12 protein-coding genes and 1 pseudogene are annotated in these 17,513 nt (G+C 50.7%); 3 read left to right on the top strand and 10 right to left on the bottom strand.

Going from position 1 to position 17,513, the window contains the following annotated elements:
• The first annotated feature begins 288 nt into the window (after positions 1–288).
• From KDW_RS02350 to KDW_RS02340, 3 genes and pseudogenes are all read left to right on the top strand, one after another.
• A pseudogene (locus tag KDW_RS02350) lies at positions 289–1,526 on the top strand (IS110 family RNA-guided transposase).
• A 455-nt stretch (positions 1,527–1,981) separates the two neighbouring features.
• Positions 1,982–2,398: a hypothetical protein gene (locus KDW_RS02345; RefSeq protein ID WP_151754475.1), complete on the top strand. Its 417-nt coding sequence runs from the start codon at positions 1,982–1,984 to the stop codon at positions 2,396–2,398.
• A 175-nt stretch (positions 2,399–2,573) separates the two neighbouring features.
• On the top strand, positions 2,574–3,146 hold the full coding sequence (locus tag KDW_RS02340; RefSeq protein WP_151754474.1) for a dihydrofolate reductase family protein: 573 nt from the start codon (positions 2,574–2,576) through the stop codon (positions 3,144–3,146).
• Between the two features lie 312 nt (positions 3,147–3,458).
• Here the strand turns inward: KDW_RS02340 and KDW_RS02335 are convergent, their stop codons facing one another.
• The 10 genes from KDW_RS02335 to KDW_RS02285 form a co-directional block, all read right to left on the bottom strand.
• Complete coding sequence (locus tag KDW_RS02335; protein ID WP_151754473.1) at positions 3,459–3,884, bottom strand: hypothetical protein; 426 nt, start codon at positions 3,882–3,884, stop codon at positions 3,459–3,461.
• 576 nt (positions 3,885–4,460) lie between these two features.
• Positions 4,461–6,230 carry an ATP-binding cassette domain-containing protein gene (locus tag KDW_RS02330; RefSeq protein ID WP_151754472.1) on the bottom strand — a complete coding sequence of 590 codons (1,770 nt, stop codon included), beginning with the start codon at positions 6,228–6,230 and terminating at the stop codon, positions 4,461–4,463.
• The gene (locus KDW_RS02325) at positions 6,227–7,978 is read right to left on the bottom strand and encodes an ABC transporter ATP-binding protein (RefSeq protein WP_151754471.1); all 1,752 of its coding nucleotides are present in this window, start codon (positions 7,976–7,978) and stop codon (positions 6,227–6,229) included. The genes KDW_RS02330 and KDW_RS02325 overlap by 4 nt, the downstream gene beginning before the upstream one ends.
• Before the next feature lie 416 nt (positions 7,979–8,394).
• The gene (locus tag KDW_RS02320; RefSeq protein ID WP_151754470.1) at positions 8,395–9,528 is read right to left on the bottom strand and encodes a tyrosine-type recombinase/integrase; all 1,134 of its coding nucleotides are present in this window, start codon (positions 9,526–9,528) and stop codon (positions 8,395–8,397) included.
• 721 nt (positions 9,529–10,249) lie between these two features.
• Positions 10,250–10,609 (bottom strand): hypothetical protein, encoded by a 360-nt coding sequence (locus tag KDW_RS02310; RefSeq protein WP_151754468.1) that lies wholly within the window; start codon positions 10,607–10,609, stop codon positions 10,250–10,252.
• A 128-nt stretch (positions 10,610–10,737) separates the two neighbouring features.
• Positions 10,738–12,498: an ATP-binding cassette domain-containing protein gene (locus KDW_RS02305; RefSeq protein WP_151754467.1), complete on the bottom strand. Its 1,761-nt coding sequence runs from the start codon at positions 12,496–12,498 to the stop codon at positions 10,738–10,740.
• Between the two features lie 132 nt (positions 12,499–12,630).
• Positions 12,631–14,274, bottom strand: coding sequence for an ABC transporter ATP-binding protein (locus tag KDW_RS02300; protein ID WP_151754466.1), 1,644 nt, complete (start codon positions 14,272–14,274; stop codon positions 12,631–12,633).
• A gap of 622 nt (positions 14,275–14,896) precedes the next feature.
• Positions 14,897–15,409, bottom strand: coding sequence for a DUF6398 domain-containing protein (locus tag KDW_RS02295; RefSeq protein WP_151754465.1), 513 nt, complete (start codon positions 15,407–15,409; stop codon positions 14,897–14,899).
• Positions 15,410–15,435: 26 nt separating this feature from the next.
• Complete coding sequence (locus tag KDW_RS02290; RefSeq protein ID WP_151754464.1) at positions 15,436–16,089, bottom strand: Uma2 family endonuclease; 654 nt, start codon at positions 16,087–16,089, stop codon at positions 15,436–15,438.
• Positions 16,090–16,443: 354 nt separating this feature from the next.
• Positions 16,444–17,424 carry a hypothetical protein gene (locus tag KDW_RS02285; RefSeq protein ID WP_151754463.1) on the bottom strand — a complete coding sequence of 327 codons (981 nt, stop codon included), beginning with the start codon at positions 17,422–17,424 and terminating at the stop codon, positions 16,444–16,446.
• Between the last annotated feature and the right edge of the window lie 89 nt (positions 17,425–17,513).

The following is a 17,513-nucleotide window of genomic DNA, read 5'->3' as shown; positions in this document are numbered from 1 at the left end:
TCTGATGTCATCTTCCTTTTTCCCTTTGTAAAATGTGGGTAAGCGCAATGATCTTTCGGACAGAGAAGTGAATGAAAATGGGCTACAATAGCAACGAGAGCGGTGAGTGAAGGCCAAGATTCACTGGTGCCATTGAGCCCGATGGGTAAGCTGGCCTGGGTGCCTCCAGAAGAGAAGTGTGTTGCCCTTTGCAAAAAGGAGCACGTCAAGGAAACTTGTTCGTTCATGTTCACCCCTTATCGTTCTCTACATGCTCTGTTCAGTCAGAGAGGGAGAAAGGAAGAAGCGATGGAAGTGCTCTACGAACGTTGTTGCGGTTTAGATGTCCATAAGAACACCGTCGTTGCCTGTATAATGGTTACCCCTCCTAACGGTCGCGTCAAGAAGACGATACGCACTTTTGGCACGACCACCGCAGAGATTCTCGCGTTACGCGATTGGATCGATGCTGAGCAGGTGAGCCATATCGCCATGGAAAGCACTGGGATCTTCTGGCGTCCTTTTTACAATCTCTTAGAAGATGAACACACCATCATTCTTGTCAATGCTCATCATATGAAGTCGGTTCCTGGCCGCAAAACGGATGTGAAGGACAGCGAATGGATTGCTGATCTCTTGCGTCATGGATTACTGAAGGCCAGTTTCATTCCCCCTAAGCCTTTTCGGGATGTACGAGATCTCATGCGCTATCGCAAAAGCCTGGTCTACATGCGCGTAGAAGAGATCAATCGTCTCCAGAAAGTGCTGGAGACCGCCAATATCAAACTCGCGTCAGTGGCAACCAATGTCTTGGGAAAAAGCGGGCGGCAGATGCTTGAAGCGTTGATTGCAGGTGAGGATGACCCCCAAGCGCTCACAGAGCTGGCGATAGGCAAGTTACGCGCCAAACTCCCACAACTCGAAAAGGCCCTGGAAGGGCGAGTCGAGTCGCATCATCGTCTCTTACTCAAGGCGATCATTGCTCACCTTGATTTCCTGGAACAACAGATGCAGCAACTGCTTGCAGAAATTGAAACGAGAATGCGTCCGTTCAAAGAAACGCTTGACTTGTTGATGAGTATTCCAGGTATCCAGTTGCTGAGTGCACTCACCATCCTATCTGAGGTCGGCACTGACGTGAGTGCCTTTCCTTCTGACAAACACTTCGCCTCCTGGATTGGTGTCTGCCCAGGCAACAAGCAGAGCGCAGGCAAACACCTGAGCGGACATGCCACAAAAGGCAATATGTTTCTGAGGGCGACTCTCGCCGAGGTCTGTTGGTGTCTGAGCCGAATGAAAGACAATTATCTTTCCACTCAACATCATCGCTTTGCCCGTCGCATGGTCAAGCCAAGGCCGCTGTAGCGACCTCACATAGTCTGGCGGTGATCGTCTATCATATCCTCAAAAAGAAAATGCCGTATCAGGATTTAGGGCCAACCTACTTAGATAGGTTAGACGAAGAACGGGCGAAGAGACAGGCCATACGACGACTCGATGTCCTGGGCTATGAAGTGGCCTTAACGCCTAAGGAGGTGAGCGCCTGACAGAGATTTTGCTTTTTATGTATCGGAGTTCCCCTGCTCTTCATAGTGATGAGCAGCGTAGGGAGGGCTGTGTTCTTTTTCTCAGCAGCCCTTTTCCCATTTTCTAAGGAAGAATCAGGCTTCAAAGCAGGGGTTTTCCCGCGCTCGGTTTGATAACCGGAATGCTCAGCTTTAAAAAGAATGCCAACAATGAGCAGGCATGATTTAGCGCGCCTGAAATAATGTATTTGTGATATCTGGAGCATTGGAGGCAAAAAGATAGATGGCATCAACCTTTGAGAGCCGGGGATCGGACTCTGCGTATATAGAAGCGGTCTGGCGCGATCACGCCGGCAGTAACTACGCCCCCATCTGTCCGGCCTCGAACCATTGGCATCTCCTGTTCATGAAGCGGGATGGCAAGCCTACTGTTTCCATTGAGGGTCCCTTGACCAGGTCGAAGTCCGTCAGGCAGGATGAAGGGGCTGAATGGTTTTGGTGTCACGTTTAAGCTTGGTACCTTTCTGACTGTCGTGCCTGCCGGCGATCTGCGGGATGTGCAGACCATTTTGCCTCTGAACATAAAAACATCCTTTGAACTGGCCGGATCGCGCTGGCAACTCCCTGACTATGACAATGTCGAGACGTTTGTGCATCAGCTGGTACGTGAGCATCTGCTGATCGTCGATCCGCTCGTCAAAGCGGTCCTGGCTGGTCAGCAGCCGGAGGTGTCAGAGCGCACTGTGCGGCGTCGCTTTCTCCATGCCACCGGCCTGGCTCCCAAAACCATCGAGCAGATCACTCGCGCCAACCAGGCGGCCGGGTTGCTGGAGCAGGGGTCTCGCTTCTTGAGGCAACCTATCAGGCTGGCTATGCCGATCAACCACATATGACGCGCTCACTCAAGCACTTTATCGGCTACACGCCTGCCCAGATCGCGCAGACCAGAACGGTAGAATAGTGTGGCGTTGTCCGTTTTATGCAAGACACCATTCTTTTGTTGAGCTATGATGGGGTTGTTGAAGACACCGAACAATCGCACGTTTATCGACAAAAGGAGAAGATCAGATGCGAAACGTGATTGCATTTATGCATATCTCACTCGATGGATTTACCGCTGGACCAAATGGAGAGCTGGAGTGGGCGATCGTAGATGACGAATTGAATCCCTATGTTGATGCATTGATCAGAAAAGTGGACACAGTCCTTTATGGACGCAATACCTACCTTGGGATGTACAGCTACTGGCCAACGATGCTGACTGATCCCAACGCCAGCCCACGTGAGCTCGCGCACGCGCGCTGGGTCGATAACGTCTCCAAAGTCGCGTTTTCAAGGACGCTCACCCACGCAGACTGGAAGAATACGCGCATCGTGCAGGATCAGGTCGTAGAAGAAGTGAACGCGCTCAAACGGCAATCCGGTGGTGACATCATGATCTTTGGCAGCCCCGGCCTGACGCATTCATTCATGCAGCTCGACCTGATCGATGACTATTGGCTCTTCCTCAATCCGATCGTCTTAGGTGGCGGCATCCCGCTCTTCCAGGACATGGCCGCCTGGACCAAACTGAAACTGGCTGAGACAAAGGCATTCCAGAATGGGGTGGTTGGACTGCACTACCAGACGATCAGACACTAGCCCGGGACCGGTACACGTCTGTTTCATTTCAGCTTATAGGCTCAGAGAGCCTTGCAGACCAATAACCCACTTTACTGTTTTGACAAAACGTAACCCGCCGCAAGCTGCTGTGGTTTAAACCCAGGCGGATAGGCGGGTTTCTCGGGGGCTTTAGCCCTTATATGTTACTATTTTGACACGCTCTCTCGATAAAGGGCGAGAGCAGGAATCAACCTGCTGAATAGACTTGTCAGGGAAAGGCTATTTAGCCCACACGGCTTGACCGATAAAGCAAGATCGCGCTGGTAGAACCCCATTATCTGGTAGTCGCGATCAAAGGTCATGAGACAGCTTCCTTTCTTTCTCTTGCTTCAATTTGAGGAGGATGAGATAATACTTGGATGGCCCCCCTCGCTTGTTCACGTGGTCTGGCGATGGAGCCACAGCTTGCTGCTGGAGTTCTTTCATGCTCGCAAGCAGTTGCGGGATGAATTTGTAGGTTAAGACCTCTTTGATGCTCCAGGTATGATTGGTGAGATCTGCAGCTCTGGCTGGCGTTTGACCGATCTGATGATGAGGCCAGCACAACTTGTAGGTGCATCCAATGACATACATACCCCATTGAAACGGCTCCAAATGCCGATTCGCATGATGACCTCTGCGCGTTAAGGACGCCAGACGTTCTCTGATGGTTCCATTGAAACGCTCAATGGAAGCTGTATTGATGTGTGTTCCCCCCCCTTGGATTGTTCTAAGCACGTTTTGAGTCCCTGTTCATTCCCACTCAGTAAGGTGTGCCGTACCGAGACAAGGCGGTATTTCTTTTGTGTCTTGATCACTTGTCCAATGATGAGTTGTGGCCACACGCGCCCACGGGTTGCGCAACGAGTTTGTGGAAGAGCAAGCCGAAAAGAGGAGAGACCCATGGGATGCGCAACGAGCTGACAGGCGGAATCATAGTAGTATGGCATGGAGAAGAAAGCCTAAGGCTCATCAAGCATCCCTAGAAAGCCTAAGGCACGATGGGGTGCTGACAAGGTTGCTCATGCTGGGAAACGTGGAGCAAGCGATGCCGCCAAGCCCGCTCCTTGACAAGAGGGACAAGATTCGTGCGAGCAAGAGCGACCAGGAGTGGTTGCACTCATCAATGCAGAACCCTGATCGATCTCGATATTTAGCGCGCCGTCCCCCTCTTATTAAGGGTGCATCGTCTACGTTTCCCGGCTCGACGGAATGGAAGATGGGAAGAAGCTTACTTGCTCGTACACTTCTGTTTGCCTTTACTTGCCCTCATCAATGTGCGCAGGTGTACGGCGAGCCCCGCTTCTTTTCTCATCATTCCGATCCCTGCCAGATACGCTGCATCTCTTGACTAGTCGTGAGTAATTGTTCAAGTGAGCCAGCAGCTTCAACCTGCCCCTGTTTCAAGACGATGATCTGATCGGCTCGCTGCAAGACTGAGCGGCGGTGTGAGATGGCGATGCAGGTTTGTGTTCTGCTTGTTCTCAAGCGATCCCAGAGGAGTTGCTCGGTCTCGATATCAAGAGCGCTTGAGAGATCATCACACACGATCAATGCTGGCTGACGAACGAGCATACGTGCGGCGGCCACGCGTTGGATCTGACCACCGGAAAGTTTTACCCCACGTACTCCAATGCGTGTATCCAACCCATGCTCAAGTGCCGCAATATCGTGATCCAGGACAGCGGTATGGATGGCTGTTGAGAGATCATTGGTGTGCTCGTGTTCGGGGAGACCGAGCAGAATATTCTCACGCAGGGTGTCGCTAAAGAGGTGGGGAACCTGGGCGGTGTAGGCGCTACGTTGAGGGATGAAAAACGCTGCTGCGTCTGCAACAGGACGCTCGTTCCAGGTGATCTCGCCTGCATCGGCTGTCACCAGGCCGAGGAGCGTGTGCAAAAGCGTTGTCTTGCCCGCCCCGATACGTCCTGTAATCACGGTCAAGGTTCCGCCCTGAATGCATATATTGATGCCTGCTATCCCTCTTCCTGTCTCAGGATAACGGTAGCACAGATCACGCACGACCAGTTGCTGCAAGGGAACAACAACTGGCTGGGGCACAGCAGGTGGCGCTGACTCCTCATTAACCTTATCATGAATATGCAGGGCGTGATGTGCTACGAGCTGATGGTCTGGCATGCCATGGATGACATTCGTCATTCGTTCAAAAGAGATGCGTGCCTGGGTCTGCTGGGCAAGTAGGCTGCCAATATCCGTGAAGAAATCACTGACAATGGCCAGATAGGTGAGAAAGATGACCAGATCCCCCGGACGTATCTGACCCGCTGTCAGTGAGAGCGCTGCGAGTACCAGAATCAGTGCTGTGCCAATATCACCCACATTGCCAAAAAGGGCATCCAGGGCTCCTGAGAGCATGCGATCTTTCACCATCGAGGCACGACGCTGCGCGTTCAGAGTGTGAAAGTGGGCAACCACGTGCTGTTCTGCTCCCGCGACCTGGATGGCCTGGACGGCCCCGAAGATCTCGCCAATGGCTCCCGTCACATTACTGGTCGCGGTACGACTGGCTCTGCGATACTTCTCCAGACCCTTCTGTGCCTGGCGTGCCAACACGACAATACAACACAGCGGGAGAAAGACGAGGAGTGTGATAAGCACATTGACCCGCAATAGGATGATGAAGACGACGGATGTATATATAATGAGCGCGCAGGTTTCGCCGAGATGGCTGAGCAGCTCCACTACAATCGCCGTATCGTCGCGAAAAGAGCTGATGGTGTTGCCAACCGAATCTGGTAGCGCCTGGAATCCAGGTCGCTGCAGGATGTGCTTGAAAAGATTATGCTGCAGTAGGGCTTGCGCGCTAAACTCGAAGCGTACCGCACCGATTGTTCCGAAGTTGACGACAATCAGACGGACTGCAATTGCGATCAACCAGGGAAGGAAGAGCACAAACAGCTCTGGTGTCATCTGAGTATGTTGTGGGAGTGTATTGAAAAATGCCTGGATCGCCAGTCCAAAGACGATTCGCTCACCATAGCAGGCAAGCATGAAGAGCGTCCGGCAGCTAGCACTGGCGGGGCGATAGCTGATCAGTTCCCACAAAAAGCGTGCATTCCTCATGCCAAAACCTCCTCCAGGCCAACTTGTAACAGGTGAAATAAACGCGAAGAAGAGTCATGTGCGAGCGTATTATAAGAACCGTATTCGAGTACCGCGCCATCTTCCAGGATGAGAATCTCATCGGCCCGTTGGATAGTGCTGAGACGATGGGCGATGATGATGGCCGTACGACCATCTAATAATGTGTCTATTGCCTTTTCCAGCAGCGCTGCCGTTGCTGGATCAAGGCGAGACGTGGCTTCATCCAGAATAATGATCCCTGGATCCTGCAGAAAAATACGTGTAAAAGCCAATAATTGCGCCTCTCCTGCTGAAAGACCTCCTCCACCTGTGGGCAGCACCGTGTCCAGGCCGGATGGCAAGCTCTGGTACCACATAGAGAGGCCCAGACTTGTGATCGCTGCCAGAATACGTTCGTCGGAGATCTCGCGATTGAAAAATGTCAGGTTATCACGGACGCTGGCCTGGAAGAGTTGGACATCCTGTGTTACCAGACCGATATGTTGACGGAGCGTCTGCAGGTGTGCCTGTTGGATCGGCACACCATCGAGACGAACACTGCCTTGTTGGGCATCGTACAATCTGAATATCAGCCGTGCGAGTGTCGTTTTCCCGCTTCCTGTGCGCCCTAAAATACCGAGAACGTGTCCGGGCTGGACGGCAACATTCAGATCACGCAGCACCGGCATATCATCCTCATAGCCGAATGTGACATGCTCAAACTCCAGCGCAAGTGGACCGTGCCTGAAGGTAGCCCCTGAACCATCGCGTAGCCGTGAAGTGGTAGATAATAATTCATGAATACGCTGAATACACGCTTCAACTTGTTGGAGATCCTGAAGTTGTGTCTGAATAGTCCAGATCGGTCCAACCAGCATAAAGGTGTACGTATACATAGCAAAAATGGTGCCGATGGTGATCGCGGCCGGGTTTAAACTGCGTAGGTATGCACCGAGCATCAGCGTGAGTATCATGCTACTAGCAATCACCGCAAAGTTAATGATGAACATCCTGGTTTCGCTCATACGTGTCTTGTAGGTGATGGGAAACCAGGCATGTAACTGCCGCAGAAAACGACGCAGGGTCGTCGTGGTGGCTCCATTGGCACGAATCTCCGCTGTTCCCTCCAATCGTTCGCCCAGGAAACCATAGAATTCCGCGCTGGCTTGCCGTTGAGCTACCCAAAGAGGGATGAGACGTCGGCGCATTATCATCAATATACTGAGAAACATGAGCGCGTACACACTTGCTCCTAATCCTGCACGCCAATCAATACGAAAGAAAATCGCCAGGATACCACACAGCAAAAGGATGTTGCCACCGAGCTGAATAATGAGGCGCGAGAAAAAGTGAGAGAGCGTATCAACATCGCCATCGATGCGTTCAATCAACTCGCCAGGGGAACGTTCTTTGTGGAAAGAGAGGTCCAGCGACAAACAATGCGCTACCAGATCGCTGCGTAACTGGTTCGTTGCCGTCCAGGCGATATATTCACCAAGATAGCTATCTGCGACCGCGATCCCTTGATTGAGCAGAGCGAAACCAATAAACGCGAAGGCAATCATAAGGAGTGTTAGTGAGATACCGTGTGCCAGTGCTGTATCGATAAAGAGTTTTAGCAGCTGCGGTTTGAGTAATTGCAAGCCAGCATTGCCAAGCAAGAATAGAGCCAGGAAAAGATTCCCAACCCACTGTGGTTTGAGATACGTAGCCAGGAGCGCGAAGTAGCGCCTGAGCAGAACAAGCACGTTCTCCTCCTAATAATTTAATTAATAGATGTTTCAACCTACGGGCATGACAAAAGAAAACTGCCCTTTGCAAGTATAGCCTCAATAACGTCAAAAAAAATCGCCCATTTGAACGATGTCAAAAGCTTGTAGATGTGCTATAGTAGAGACATAAGGAAAGATCTATTAGATAAGGATCAGAGTGGCCGAAAAAGCTTTTGTAGGTATTTTGGGTTTCTACCCTATTGAGATGATCTGGTGGTATGTCCTTCCACAGCCTTCTGTTCCATGAAACCTTCTCTTGTAGGCGTTTTCACCGAAAGAATATTCAGAGTAGGAGAAATCATCAATTCTCTGGATGATCTGGATTTACCTCTGAAACCAAGGTACATCTCGTTGCGCATCCCGTGGGCTTTAGGGCGTGCGGAGTGTCACTCTCAATGTTCTCTCTCATCTCTTTTGCTGTAGTCTCTGCTTTTTGGATGTATTTTTCTTCTGAATGTCTCCTTTGGGCCTGGCAATTTTGTTGGCATATGATCCCCCGGACTGAATTTACGTTTCTGCGTCTGCACATTCACATCATTGAGGTGCATATAGTTTTTGACTGTGCTGATATCTTCGTGTCCCAGCATCTCCTGCAGACTAAAAATGTCCCCACCCAGCATCAGGTAGCGCACCGCAAAGGTATGCCGGAAGATATGTGGCGTGATGCGGCGGTCCGTGAAGTTCGCACGTTTGCGCAGTCGTTTAAAGAGCATTTGAATCCCATGTATGGTTAGTGCCTGCCCATTTTCTGCCAGGAACAGGTGATCCTCTCCTGCATTTCCATAGGCTTCCAATTCTTTGTCATCAGGACGCCAGTGATCAATGTAATAGAGTAGTATCCGTAATGCCATTTTCCCTATGGCAATACGACGCTCTTTGCGCCCTTTGCCAAAGACAATAATCGTCCCCTGGCGCCGATCAAAATTCGGTAGTCTCAGACCACACAACTCTCGCAGACGAATACCCGTATCCCAGAGCAGCCAGAGAATGGCCTGATTGCGCGCTGTATTGCGGTCCGCGATGAACCCTTTCTCTTGGACAGGAGAGCATGCTGTCAGAAGCCGTTCAAATTCTTCGAACTCGATGATGCGAATCAGTGGCTTTTCGATTTTCGGCAGTTTGACTCGTGTCATCGGATCTTCCTCGATATAGCGCTCTTCATACAGCCAGTGACAAAAGGCATGCACCGATTGAGCATACCAGCGGCGGGTACGGGCTGCACGGATTTTGCCACGTGGCCCTACTTCTTTTTCCAGGAACACCAGCCATGCCCGAATATGCACGGCCTCTATCTCATGAAGAACGACAATCTGGAGCTGATCTTCCAGAAACGTGGCAACATGCTCCAGCGCAATGGTATGCCAGCGCATTGTTTGCTGGCTGTGGTTCTGACTCTGCCGATCAAGCAGAAAATCGTCAATTGCACTTCTGATTTCTTTGCCAGACGGTGTGTGTTGTGAATGATGAAGAGATGCGAGCTGTGTTTGTTGTGGCATATGACCATGATTTTTATTGCGTATAGCCATAAAAGACCTCCTGCGCCAAAGAGCAATAGTGGTATTGCGTGATGAGACGACTGAATGCTGTCATCAACGCTGATTGAGGACTGGAATATAGTTGACTGAGAGAATCTGACGATATACCAGATACCATTTTTTAAGCTCGCGGATGCTACTTTCTCTCAATCCATGGTTTCAATGCACAGAACTTTTGAATCTCGGATGTCTTATGAGACCTGTGACCAGAACGTTGATCCAGTTGATGTGTCTTTTATATAAGCAGGCATTCTAGCCAATCAACCAGATCGAGTAGTTTTATCTGCTGTGGATGCTCTGAACGGTCGAATGGGTTGTGAACGACTATGTTTCGTAGCTCTGTACATGTATAGAGATCGCTATACATGCCGCAAAGTAAGTCGAGAAATCGTTCGAGCTCGTCGTATGTGTATCCTGCCGGACAGGGTCCGTAGGTTTTGAGCAGACGTTTCCGCTTTGCTGGTGTAATCGATTGGTTTTCTGCTGCCATCCTTTCCTCGATTTCCTGTTATTTCCGAATGACGCGTTCGTTTCAGTACGTTGCTCTATGGATACGATAAAGTATTTGGTCCGGGAACATAGAGGCAACGGAGGCGTAAGGCCGGAGTAGGGAGACGTATGCAGACCGTAGCACCGGCGTAGGGAGGTGTAGGTATTGGATAAGATCATCTATTCTCTCTTTATTTATATTGCCTTTTGCCCTAAGTTGTGTTCAATTGGTGCCCGATGTAACATTCACCTGGCTCTGCGTTGAATATACTGAAAGAAAGCTGCAAGGGCTGGCTGCTCGTGCCACCGGATTGGATGTTTTGGCGGTGGATGCCATCCCAGATGTGTCCTGCTTAGTGTGTGATTTTATCGCTTGCTGCTGTGATGAGATGGTTGGTATCCAGGCCCCAGTGGATTGTCCTTGTCGCAGTTTGTTCCATTCGATCAATAAGCGACGCGTGGCTTCTGCTCGGCTGGGTCCTCCCCATTCTTGGCGATAGGCATCCAGGCTGAGACGAATTTCACGGGTGCTCAATGGGATCAGCCTGAAGAAAACCTGTTGTAGCAAACAGTGCAAGAGCATCTTCTGCTGCTTCCGAATACCGTTACTTTCTTAAATGCAGTGCTTAGAAAGTGCGGTTGTAGTGTCATATATTACTACAGCCGCACTTGTTTTATTAGTAATCACATTAATATCTCGGGTGATCTGAATTAGATCTCACCCACCCATAAATGCTGCATCTCCTCGCAAGTTGCCAGCAGTTCAGCCAGCGTGCCCTCCGCCTCCACATACCCATCCTTCAGGACGAGAATATAATCGGCGCGGCGTAGTGCTGCTTCGCGGTGGGAAACCACCAGGCAGGTGCGCTGCTCGTCCGCACAGATACGCTGCCAGAGCCGCTGTTCTGTTTCGACATCGAGGGCGCTGGACAGATCGTCAAACACGAGCAACTCAGATGGGCGTGCGAACATGCGAGCCGCTGCCGTGCGCTGAACCTGCCCACCAGAGAGCTTGAGGCCCCTGGGACCGATCACCGACTCCAGGCCATCGGCCAGCGTTTCCACATCCCGTTCCATAACCGCCGTGTAGAGTGCTTGCTGGATATCGCTCTCGTTGAGCGGCAGGCCAAGGGTGATATTCTCGCGCAACGTCGTGCTGAGCAAGTTAGGCGTTTGCCCGGTATAGGCACTGTGTGGCGGCAGAAAGAACGCCGTAGCATCGTCCACCACAGCACCATTCCAGTGGATCTCACCCTCCTGCTTTGCTAGCAGGCCGAGCAGTACCTGCAACAACGTCGTCTTGCCAGAACCAATGCGCCCGGTAATCACCACAAACTGACCACGCTCCAAATGCAGATCGATATTTGTGATTCCCCGCTCGGTACCCGGATACGCATAGCTCAGATTGTATACCTCCAACTGTTCTAAACGCTCCTCGATCTGGGGCATACTCATTGGTGTGTCGAACGTTGCAGCCTGCTGGTGGAATAATCCAGGAGTAACAAGTGTGGTCGGCGTGGCTCCGGGCATGAGTTCGGTTAAACGCCCCTGTGCCACTGCAAGCTGGCGGTATCTGGTAATCTGTCCAATCACCTCATCACTGAAGCGGCCAATCGTGCCGCCCACATAGGCTATAAACAAGGTGAGATCGCCTATGGTAAAATGGCCAGTCCTCAAGGAACTGCCAGCCAATAGCAAAATCAAGCCAGTACTGATGCCTGCAATGCCTGTACCGAACACGCCGATGACCACGTTGCTAAAAAGATTCTCGCGCAACGAGGCCACGCGGCGCTGATTGTTCAGGCTATCAAAGCGTCTGATGATACTGGGAGCCGCGCTGGCCACCTGAATGGCCTGGACTACACCAAACATTTCTATGAGGTAGTTGCTGACCGCGCTGGATGCCTCGCTACTCTTGCGCCGATAGTGTTCAACACGTTTGCCCAGCGTGTTGACGATGATATTCCCAATCAGCAACGGGAGAACGGCAATAACCGTAATCTGCATATTGATGTGTGCCATAATGAACAGCGCAACCAGCGTCTCAATGCTCATGCCAAAGACGAAGGCGCACATCACCAGGAAAAAGCCGGGGCTTCTACCATCCTTCTGAAAACGATTGATCATATCGCCACTGTCACGAGGCAAGGCGGCAGCTCCTGGCTGGCTCAGCAGATGTTCCAGCAGATTCGTGCGCAAAAGCGTCTCCGTTTTGAACATGGGTAGGCGCTCGGTGAGCTGGGCCGCCATCAGCACGGTCACACGTGCCAGCAGATAGCCCAGCATCAAACCGAGCAAGCTCCAGATGGTGGCGTCGAGCTGCCTATGCTGCGTCAGATGATCAATAATCTGCTGTACTAGCAATGCTGGTGCAAGTGGCAAGAGTCGACGCGGCAGTTGTAACAACGCTGCCCAGATGTAATTTTTGCGCGTGAAGTAGATAAGTCGCCACACAAAAGAGCGAGTTTTCATGTAAGCATTTCCTCCGGGTTCATTGTTTTCAACAATTGGTTATAGTGAGATGTTGGGTCGCAGGCAAGTGCTGCCCGTGTGTTGTACTCCAGGATGCGTCCATCTTCCAGCACCATAATGTGATCCACGCGCTCAACTGTGCTGAGGCGGTGGGCAATCACAAGAGCCGTACGCCCGGCCATGAGACTCTGTATGGCCTGGGTGAGGGCCTTCTCGGTCGCGGGATCCAGGCGCGAGGTGGCCTCGTCCAGAATGAGCAATTGTGGATTTTGCAGAAAGACCCGAATACAAGCCAGCAGACAGCCCACCGCCATCACTGCTCAGTTCAGTATCCAGACCTTGCGGTAAGCGCTCGTACCACGTGTTCATCCCTAATTGCTCAATAGCCTCTAGAATGCGCTGGTCAGGGATAGTGTCAGCAAAAAAGGTCAGATTGTCACGCAACGTGCCTCGAAAGAGTTGCACTTCTTGCGTCACCAGCCCAATGCGCGCACGCAGATCGTCCAGGCGCGCATGGCGGAGATCCTGCCCGCCCAGGTACACAGAGCCGGATGTGGGATCGTAAAAGCGCATAAGCAAACGCATGAGCGTCGTTTTGCCACTGCCAGTGCGTCCGATCAACCCCACAACTTCGCCTGCTGGCAGTTGGAAAGAGATGTCGTGCAGAACAGTTTGCGCAACTTCGTAGGAGAAGGATACATCCTGGAAGGTCAAAGCCAATGCGCCTGTGGGGAAGGTCACGCCCCGACCATCCTGGACACAGCTCTGCGTATGGTAGATTTCGTTGATACGTTCGATGCTAGCAGTAGCTTGCTGTAGCGAACCGAGCTGCTCAACGATATCAAAGGCATGATCGAGCAATTGAGCAGTATAGGTCAGGAGCAAGACAAGCGTGCCGAGCGAGATCATACTCTGCACAAACAAGTACGCACTCAGGATCAGCACAATCAGTATGCTGAGCACATCCAGAATTAAACCAGTACATTCAAAACCTGCCCAGAAGACAATACTCTTGATCTCCGTCGAATTCTCCCGGCGCTGCAAGTGGAAATAGCGGCGCATAATATAGCGGGCCGCGCCGCTCGACGTGATATCTTCCAGGCCATGAAACAGCTCACCCCAGAAGCCGCTTAGCTCGGCTTCCGCCTGCCAGTGCAACTTATAGATTGAGGTAGCTCGTCGTTGTACATAGGCAAAGATGATGTTACTCAGAATGAGATACACGCCCATAATCGCGCCAAACCAGATATTCTCGCGTACTATCAACACCAGCATACCCAGCATCAAGATGCCGCTGCCCAGGATGCGAATCACAAATTGCGAGAAAAAGTCAGCCAATGTTTCCACATTGCTATCGACCCGTTCCAACAACTCACCGGGTGTGTGAGCTGCGTGGAAGGAGCGATCCAGGTTCAGGCAGTGGCGTGTCAAGTCGGCACGCAACTGGTTTGTGGCGTTCCAGCCGACATCTTCAGAGAAGTAAGCGGCGAAAGCTACGACCAGCCTGCTGCCAGCCGCAACACAAAGGTAGAGCAGCGCGATGATGCTTAGCATCTGCATGCTACTGTTGCTTTGAAGTGTATCGATAAAGGCGCGAATAATCTGTGGTCCCAGCAGCTCTAACACGATGCTGCCTATGAGTAAGAGCGCCATAAAGCAGGCCCGGAGCCACTGTGGGCCCAGGTAGGTCGCGAAGAGCGTCCCATACTGCTGCAGGGTGACCCGCGTCGGGGAATTGCGAGCCTTGAGAGATGGGACTGCTTGAGAGAGTTTCATCGGTTCCTCTAACTTTCCATGTTCATGAGAAAGCAGCAAGAGCAACCGTTGGGATGCATCCGAGAAAGATGCGCTTCATCCAGGTGATAGATAAGAGAGGATGGAAAGCAGTGTCATAACACGCAAACACCCACACCGGTTGCACTGCTGCACACGCCGGTGAGAGTAGCGGTCTACTGTTCGTTTGAAGAGGTTATGGACCGCATATAATGGAGGCGCACGCAGGCAAAAAGGGCAGAGTTGCCCCTTGGGCCATGGCTGCAACTTTGCCATATGAGCTTTGTGGCAAAACGCGCTTCTGTGCAATTACCATTAATGCGTCTCCAAATTGGGTAGAAAACAGTTAAATAGTAGTATAGAAGTGAGTATACACAATCACCTCTACTATTGCAAGACGATATAGACACTTATGAGTTCAGACTGGGAACAGGAGAAAAAAATTTTATGGGGAGAGAGAAAAGAGGGATCGGTACAAGGCTTGCGTTGCGAACAGCACGAATGAGCCATGTACCAGCCCTCGACATTGTTTTCTCCTTATAAGGGCATAGCATCTCTTGCTCTATGTATATCTTTGAGTTCTGGGATATATTCGGTGTGCCATCTTGACTTTGGAGCCCACTACTCATGCATCAGGGATATAGGGAATCAACCCTTTGTGGAAGGCGACCTCCTGGAACTCTCTGGGCGCATGGCGTATATCGATGATGAGGCCATTGACCTCAAGCATCCAGACCAGCGGATTTGTGTCAACCATCGAGGGAAGCGACCAATTGGGATCCATAGGATACATACCCAGGAGGTCACGGATTTGTTTAGATTTCGCCTGCATCGTGCTTGAACTGAGCTCGAAATATTCCCAGATCTGGCTTGCCGCTATGTGAGGGGTCTGTGCAGGATCAAAGAGAAAGTTGACCATGCCCAACGCATGAATAATCCCACATGCCCAGGTAGAAGCCTTCCCTCGTGCCAGTGGTGAGGGACGTTTCCGGCACAAGGTTGCCGTCAGCTCACGGCAGAGTTGGCGATACTCGTCACTTAAGAATGCCTGACTGAACGTATCCGTGAGCAGGGTGATCTCCTCGAAGCGTTTTTGCATCTCTTTGGGAACCTGTTGTGATGGACTCCGGTTGACCATATCTTCCTCCTTTGATCCATGTTACTTTATGACGAAGCCCCTTCTTCGTCATCGAATACCAGCCCTCGATACCACGCTCCGACCTCTATGTGTACAGCAATACTGACTAGATCAACGGTGTCACCTGGTCCATAGTGGCGATAGAGCCATGCCTTAGGATTGTTGGGATATTGTTCATTGCGCTGCCAGACTTCGACATACCGAGCAAACTGGCTGACCAACACGATTTCCTGGATGGTTTCCTGGTTCTGATAAGCTTTAAACTTTGCACCGCGATCTTTGGTTTCGGTACCTGGAGAAAGCACCTCCACGACGACACGGGGCGATTCGATCAGCGTATTATCTGATCTGCTATCTGCCACATCACAAGAAACCGTGACCTCTGGATAGACAAAATGAGGTTTTCCATTGTTCTTTCGGGCAAGATATACCTGAACATCTGCTCCGAAGACGGTACAAGCACGCGATTGAAGGTATGAGTCTAGTGCGAGTCGTGCATTATACGCGATCCGATCATGCGCGACACTTCCACCACTCATCATGTACGCGATGCCATCGATGTATTCGTATTTGCGATCGGGAGAGAGGTGCTCAAGTTCGTGATAGTGCTCTTCGGTCATCTTCGTCCCAGGACGATGCCACATTGGCGGTGTCGGATCGTTGCGGAAATTTGTCGGCATTGCTCTCCTTTTTTAGGAACAACGCTTCGATATCCTCTCCTGGGTCGAAACGCTTCTTCCAAAATGTCTGTGAATAGACTTGTTTTACCCTACCATTGAAGCCATGTCCGTATCCCCCAATGAGAGATTCTTGCGCGCCTTTCTTTGAACTTTGTAGATATTGCCCTGAAATGGATGAATTAAGTAGTTGTATCACGTTTCTCAAGCATAGCATATGCAATAATTTTTCCACCATTATGGTTTGATAAGTGATTGCTTATGGTTAAGATCAATCATAATCGCGTTCTCAACCATAAGTAATGTATACTACATTTCTGTCTTCTTTGCTGTCGAGAAGAAAGCAGGCAGAGATTATTATTTTTTGAGTAATTGCGAGAGATCGTATTGACGGTCAATGCGAATATAGGTATCTGGAATTGTTATGGTGTGGCCATCAAACGGCTGCAAGATGTAGTCAATGATGGCAGACCAGTGCTGAAATTTCATCTCAACATCACCTGTTGCCACAAAAGTATCTATCAGGTTGGCCAGTTCATGGTTCCAATGCCGCAGGTCTTCTGCCAACTGAGCTTGTCCCTGCCACCATCTTCGTTGTAATTGATAATGGAACACGAGTAGGTTCTGTAGATGGGTATGCATGAAAAGGAGCGCTTGTGTCGGCTTGCTTTGTATCTGGTCTTTCACGATATCATGAAAGTGCAGTGCTTTAGATTTGATGTGGTAGAGATCTTCAGGGGAAACTGTGTGACGTTGGAGGTGCCGAGCCTTCTCTTGCATCGCACGGATCGTACCCTTTTTATCAAAGATGATCAAGCTTCTTGTTATTGAAAGATGGATGTGGCGATCATGCTGCTCAATTTCATCGTATATTACACTTTCCAATCTTTCTAGTGATGAAAAAACAAGGGTCAGCGTGATATCCTCTATCAGGAGGTGCCTGTTACGAGATGAGGTAGATGGGTCGACAATGACGATGGCATACATACTGGATGGGTTTTCTCGAAAGCTGCTTTTACTCATGAGTGCAGCAAGGCATCGTTCATCGCTTTCAAGATGTTGTATGGCCTGATAGACAGGGCGAAAGCGTTCGGGAACCGTGAACTCCGCCGTATATTTGAGCTCGTCTATCGGTTCTTGTACTTGCCATTCTGGGATCTTTGCCAGGATCGCTTGCACTTCTTCTGCTGTAAAATCGTCTATACGAGCACAGCAGAAGACTGCTTGATGCCCATCAGGTAAATCGTGGCCTACACAGCCAGCCAGGACATGACAATGGAAGCAGCAATCAGCTTGAATAATGGCTAATTCGCGGAGATGATGACACTGAATGATCATTGAGGATGCTCTTTGGGGATGCGCTAGAGCTGGCGCAGTGTTACAAACAAACGTATCTCTATTGGAGTATAAATGATTCTTCTGCCTTT

It is taken from the genome of Dictyobacter vulcani (assembly GCF_008974265.1).
Taxonomy (GTDB): domain Bacteria; phylum Chloroflexota; class Ktedonobacteria; order Ktedonobacterales; family Ktedonobacteraceae; genus Dictyobacter; species Dictyobacter vulcani.
This window is presented reverse-complemented; position numbering and strand designations above follow the sequence as displayed.

Bases quoted from the DNA above. Each gene is read 5' to 3' on its own strand.
- KDW_RS02345 (WP_151754475.1), top strand. From the start codon at position 1,982: ATGAAGGGGCTGAATGGTTTTGGTGTCACGTTTAAGCTTGGTACCTTT.
- KDW_RS02340 (WP_151754474.1), top strand. From the start codon at position 2,574: ATGCGAAACGTGATTGCATTTATGCATATCTCACTCGATGGATTTACC.
- KDW_RS02330 (WP_151754472.1), bottom strand. From the start codon at position 6,230: ATGAGGAATGCACGCTTTTTGTGGGAACTGATCAGCTATCGCCCCGCC.
- KDW_RS02320 (WP_151754470.1), bottom strand. From the start codon at position 9,528: ATGGCTATACGCAATAAAAATCATGGTCATATGCCACAACAAACACAG.
- KDW_RS02310 (WP_151754468.1), bottom strand. From the start codon at position 10,609: ATGCTCTTGCACTGTTTGCTACAACAGGTTTTCTTCAGGCTGATCCCA.
- KDW_RS02305 (WP_151754467.1), bottom strand. From the start codon at position 12,498: ATGAAAACTCGCTCTTTTGTGTGGCGACTTATCTACTTCACGCGCAAA.
- KDW_RS02300 (WP_151754466.1), bottom strand. From the start codon at position 14,274: ATGAAACTCTCTCAAGCAGTCCCATCTCTCAAGGCTCGCAATTCCCCG.
- KDW_RS02295 (WP_151754465.1), bottom strand. From the start codon at position 15,409: ATGGTCAACCGGAGTCCATCACAACAGGTTCCCAAAGAGATGCAAAAA.
- KDW_RS02290 (WP_151754464.1), bottom strand. From the start codon at position 16,089: ATGCCGACAAATTTCCGCAACGATCCGACACCGCCAATGTGGCATCGT.
- KDW_RS02285 (WP_151754463.1), bottom strand. From the start codon at position 17,424: ATGATCATTCAGTGTCATCATCTCCGCGAATTAGCCATTATTCAAGCT.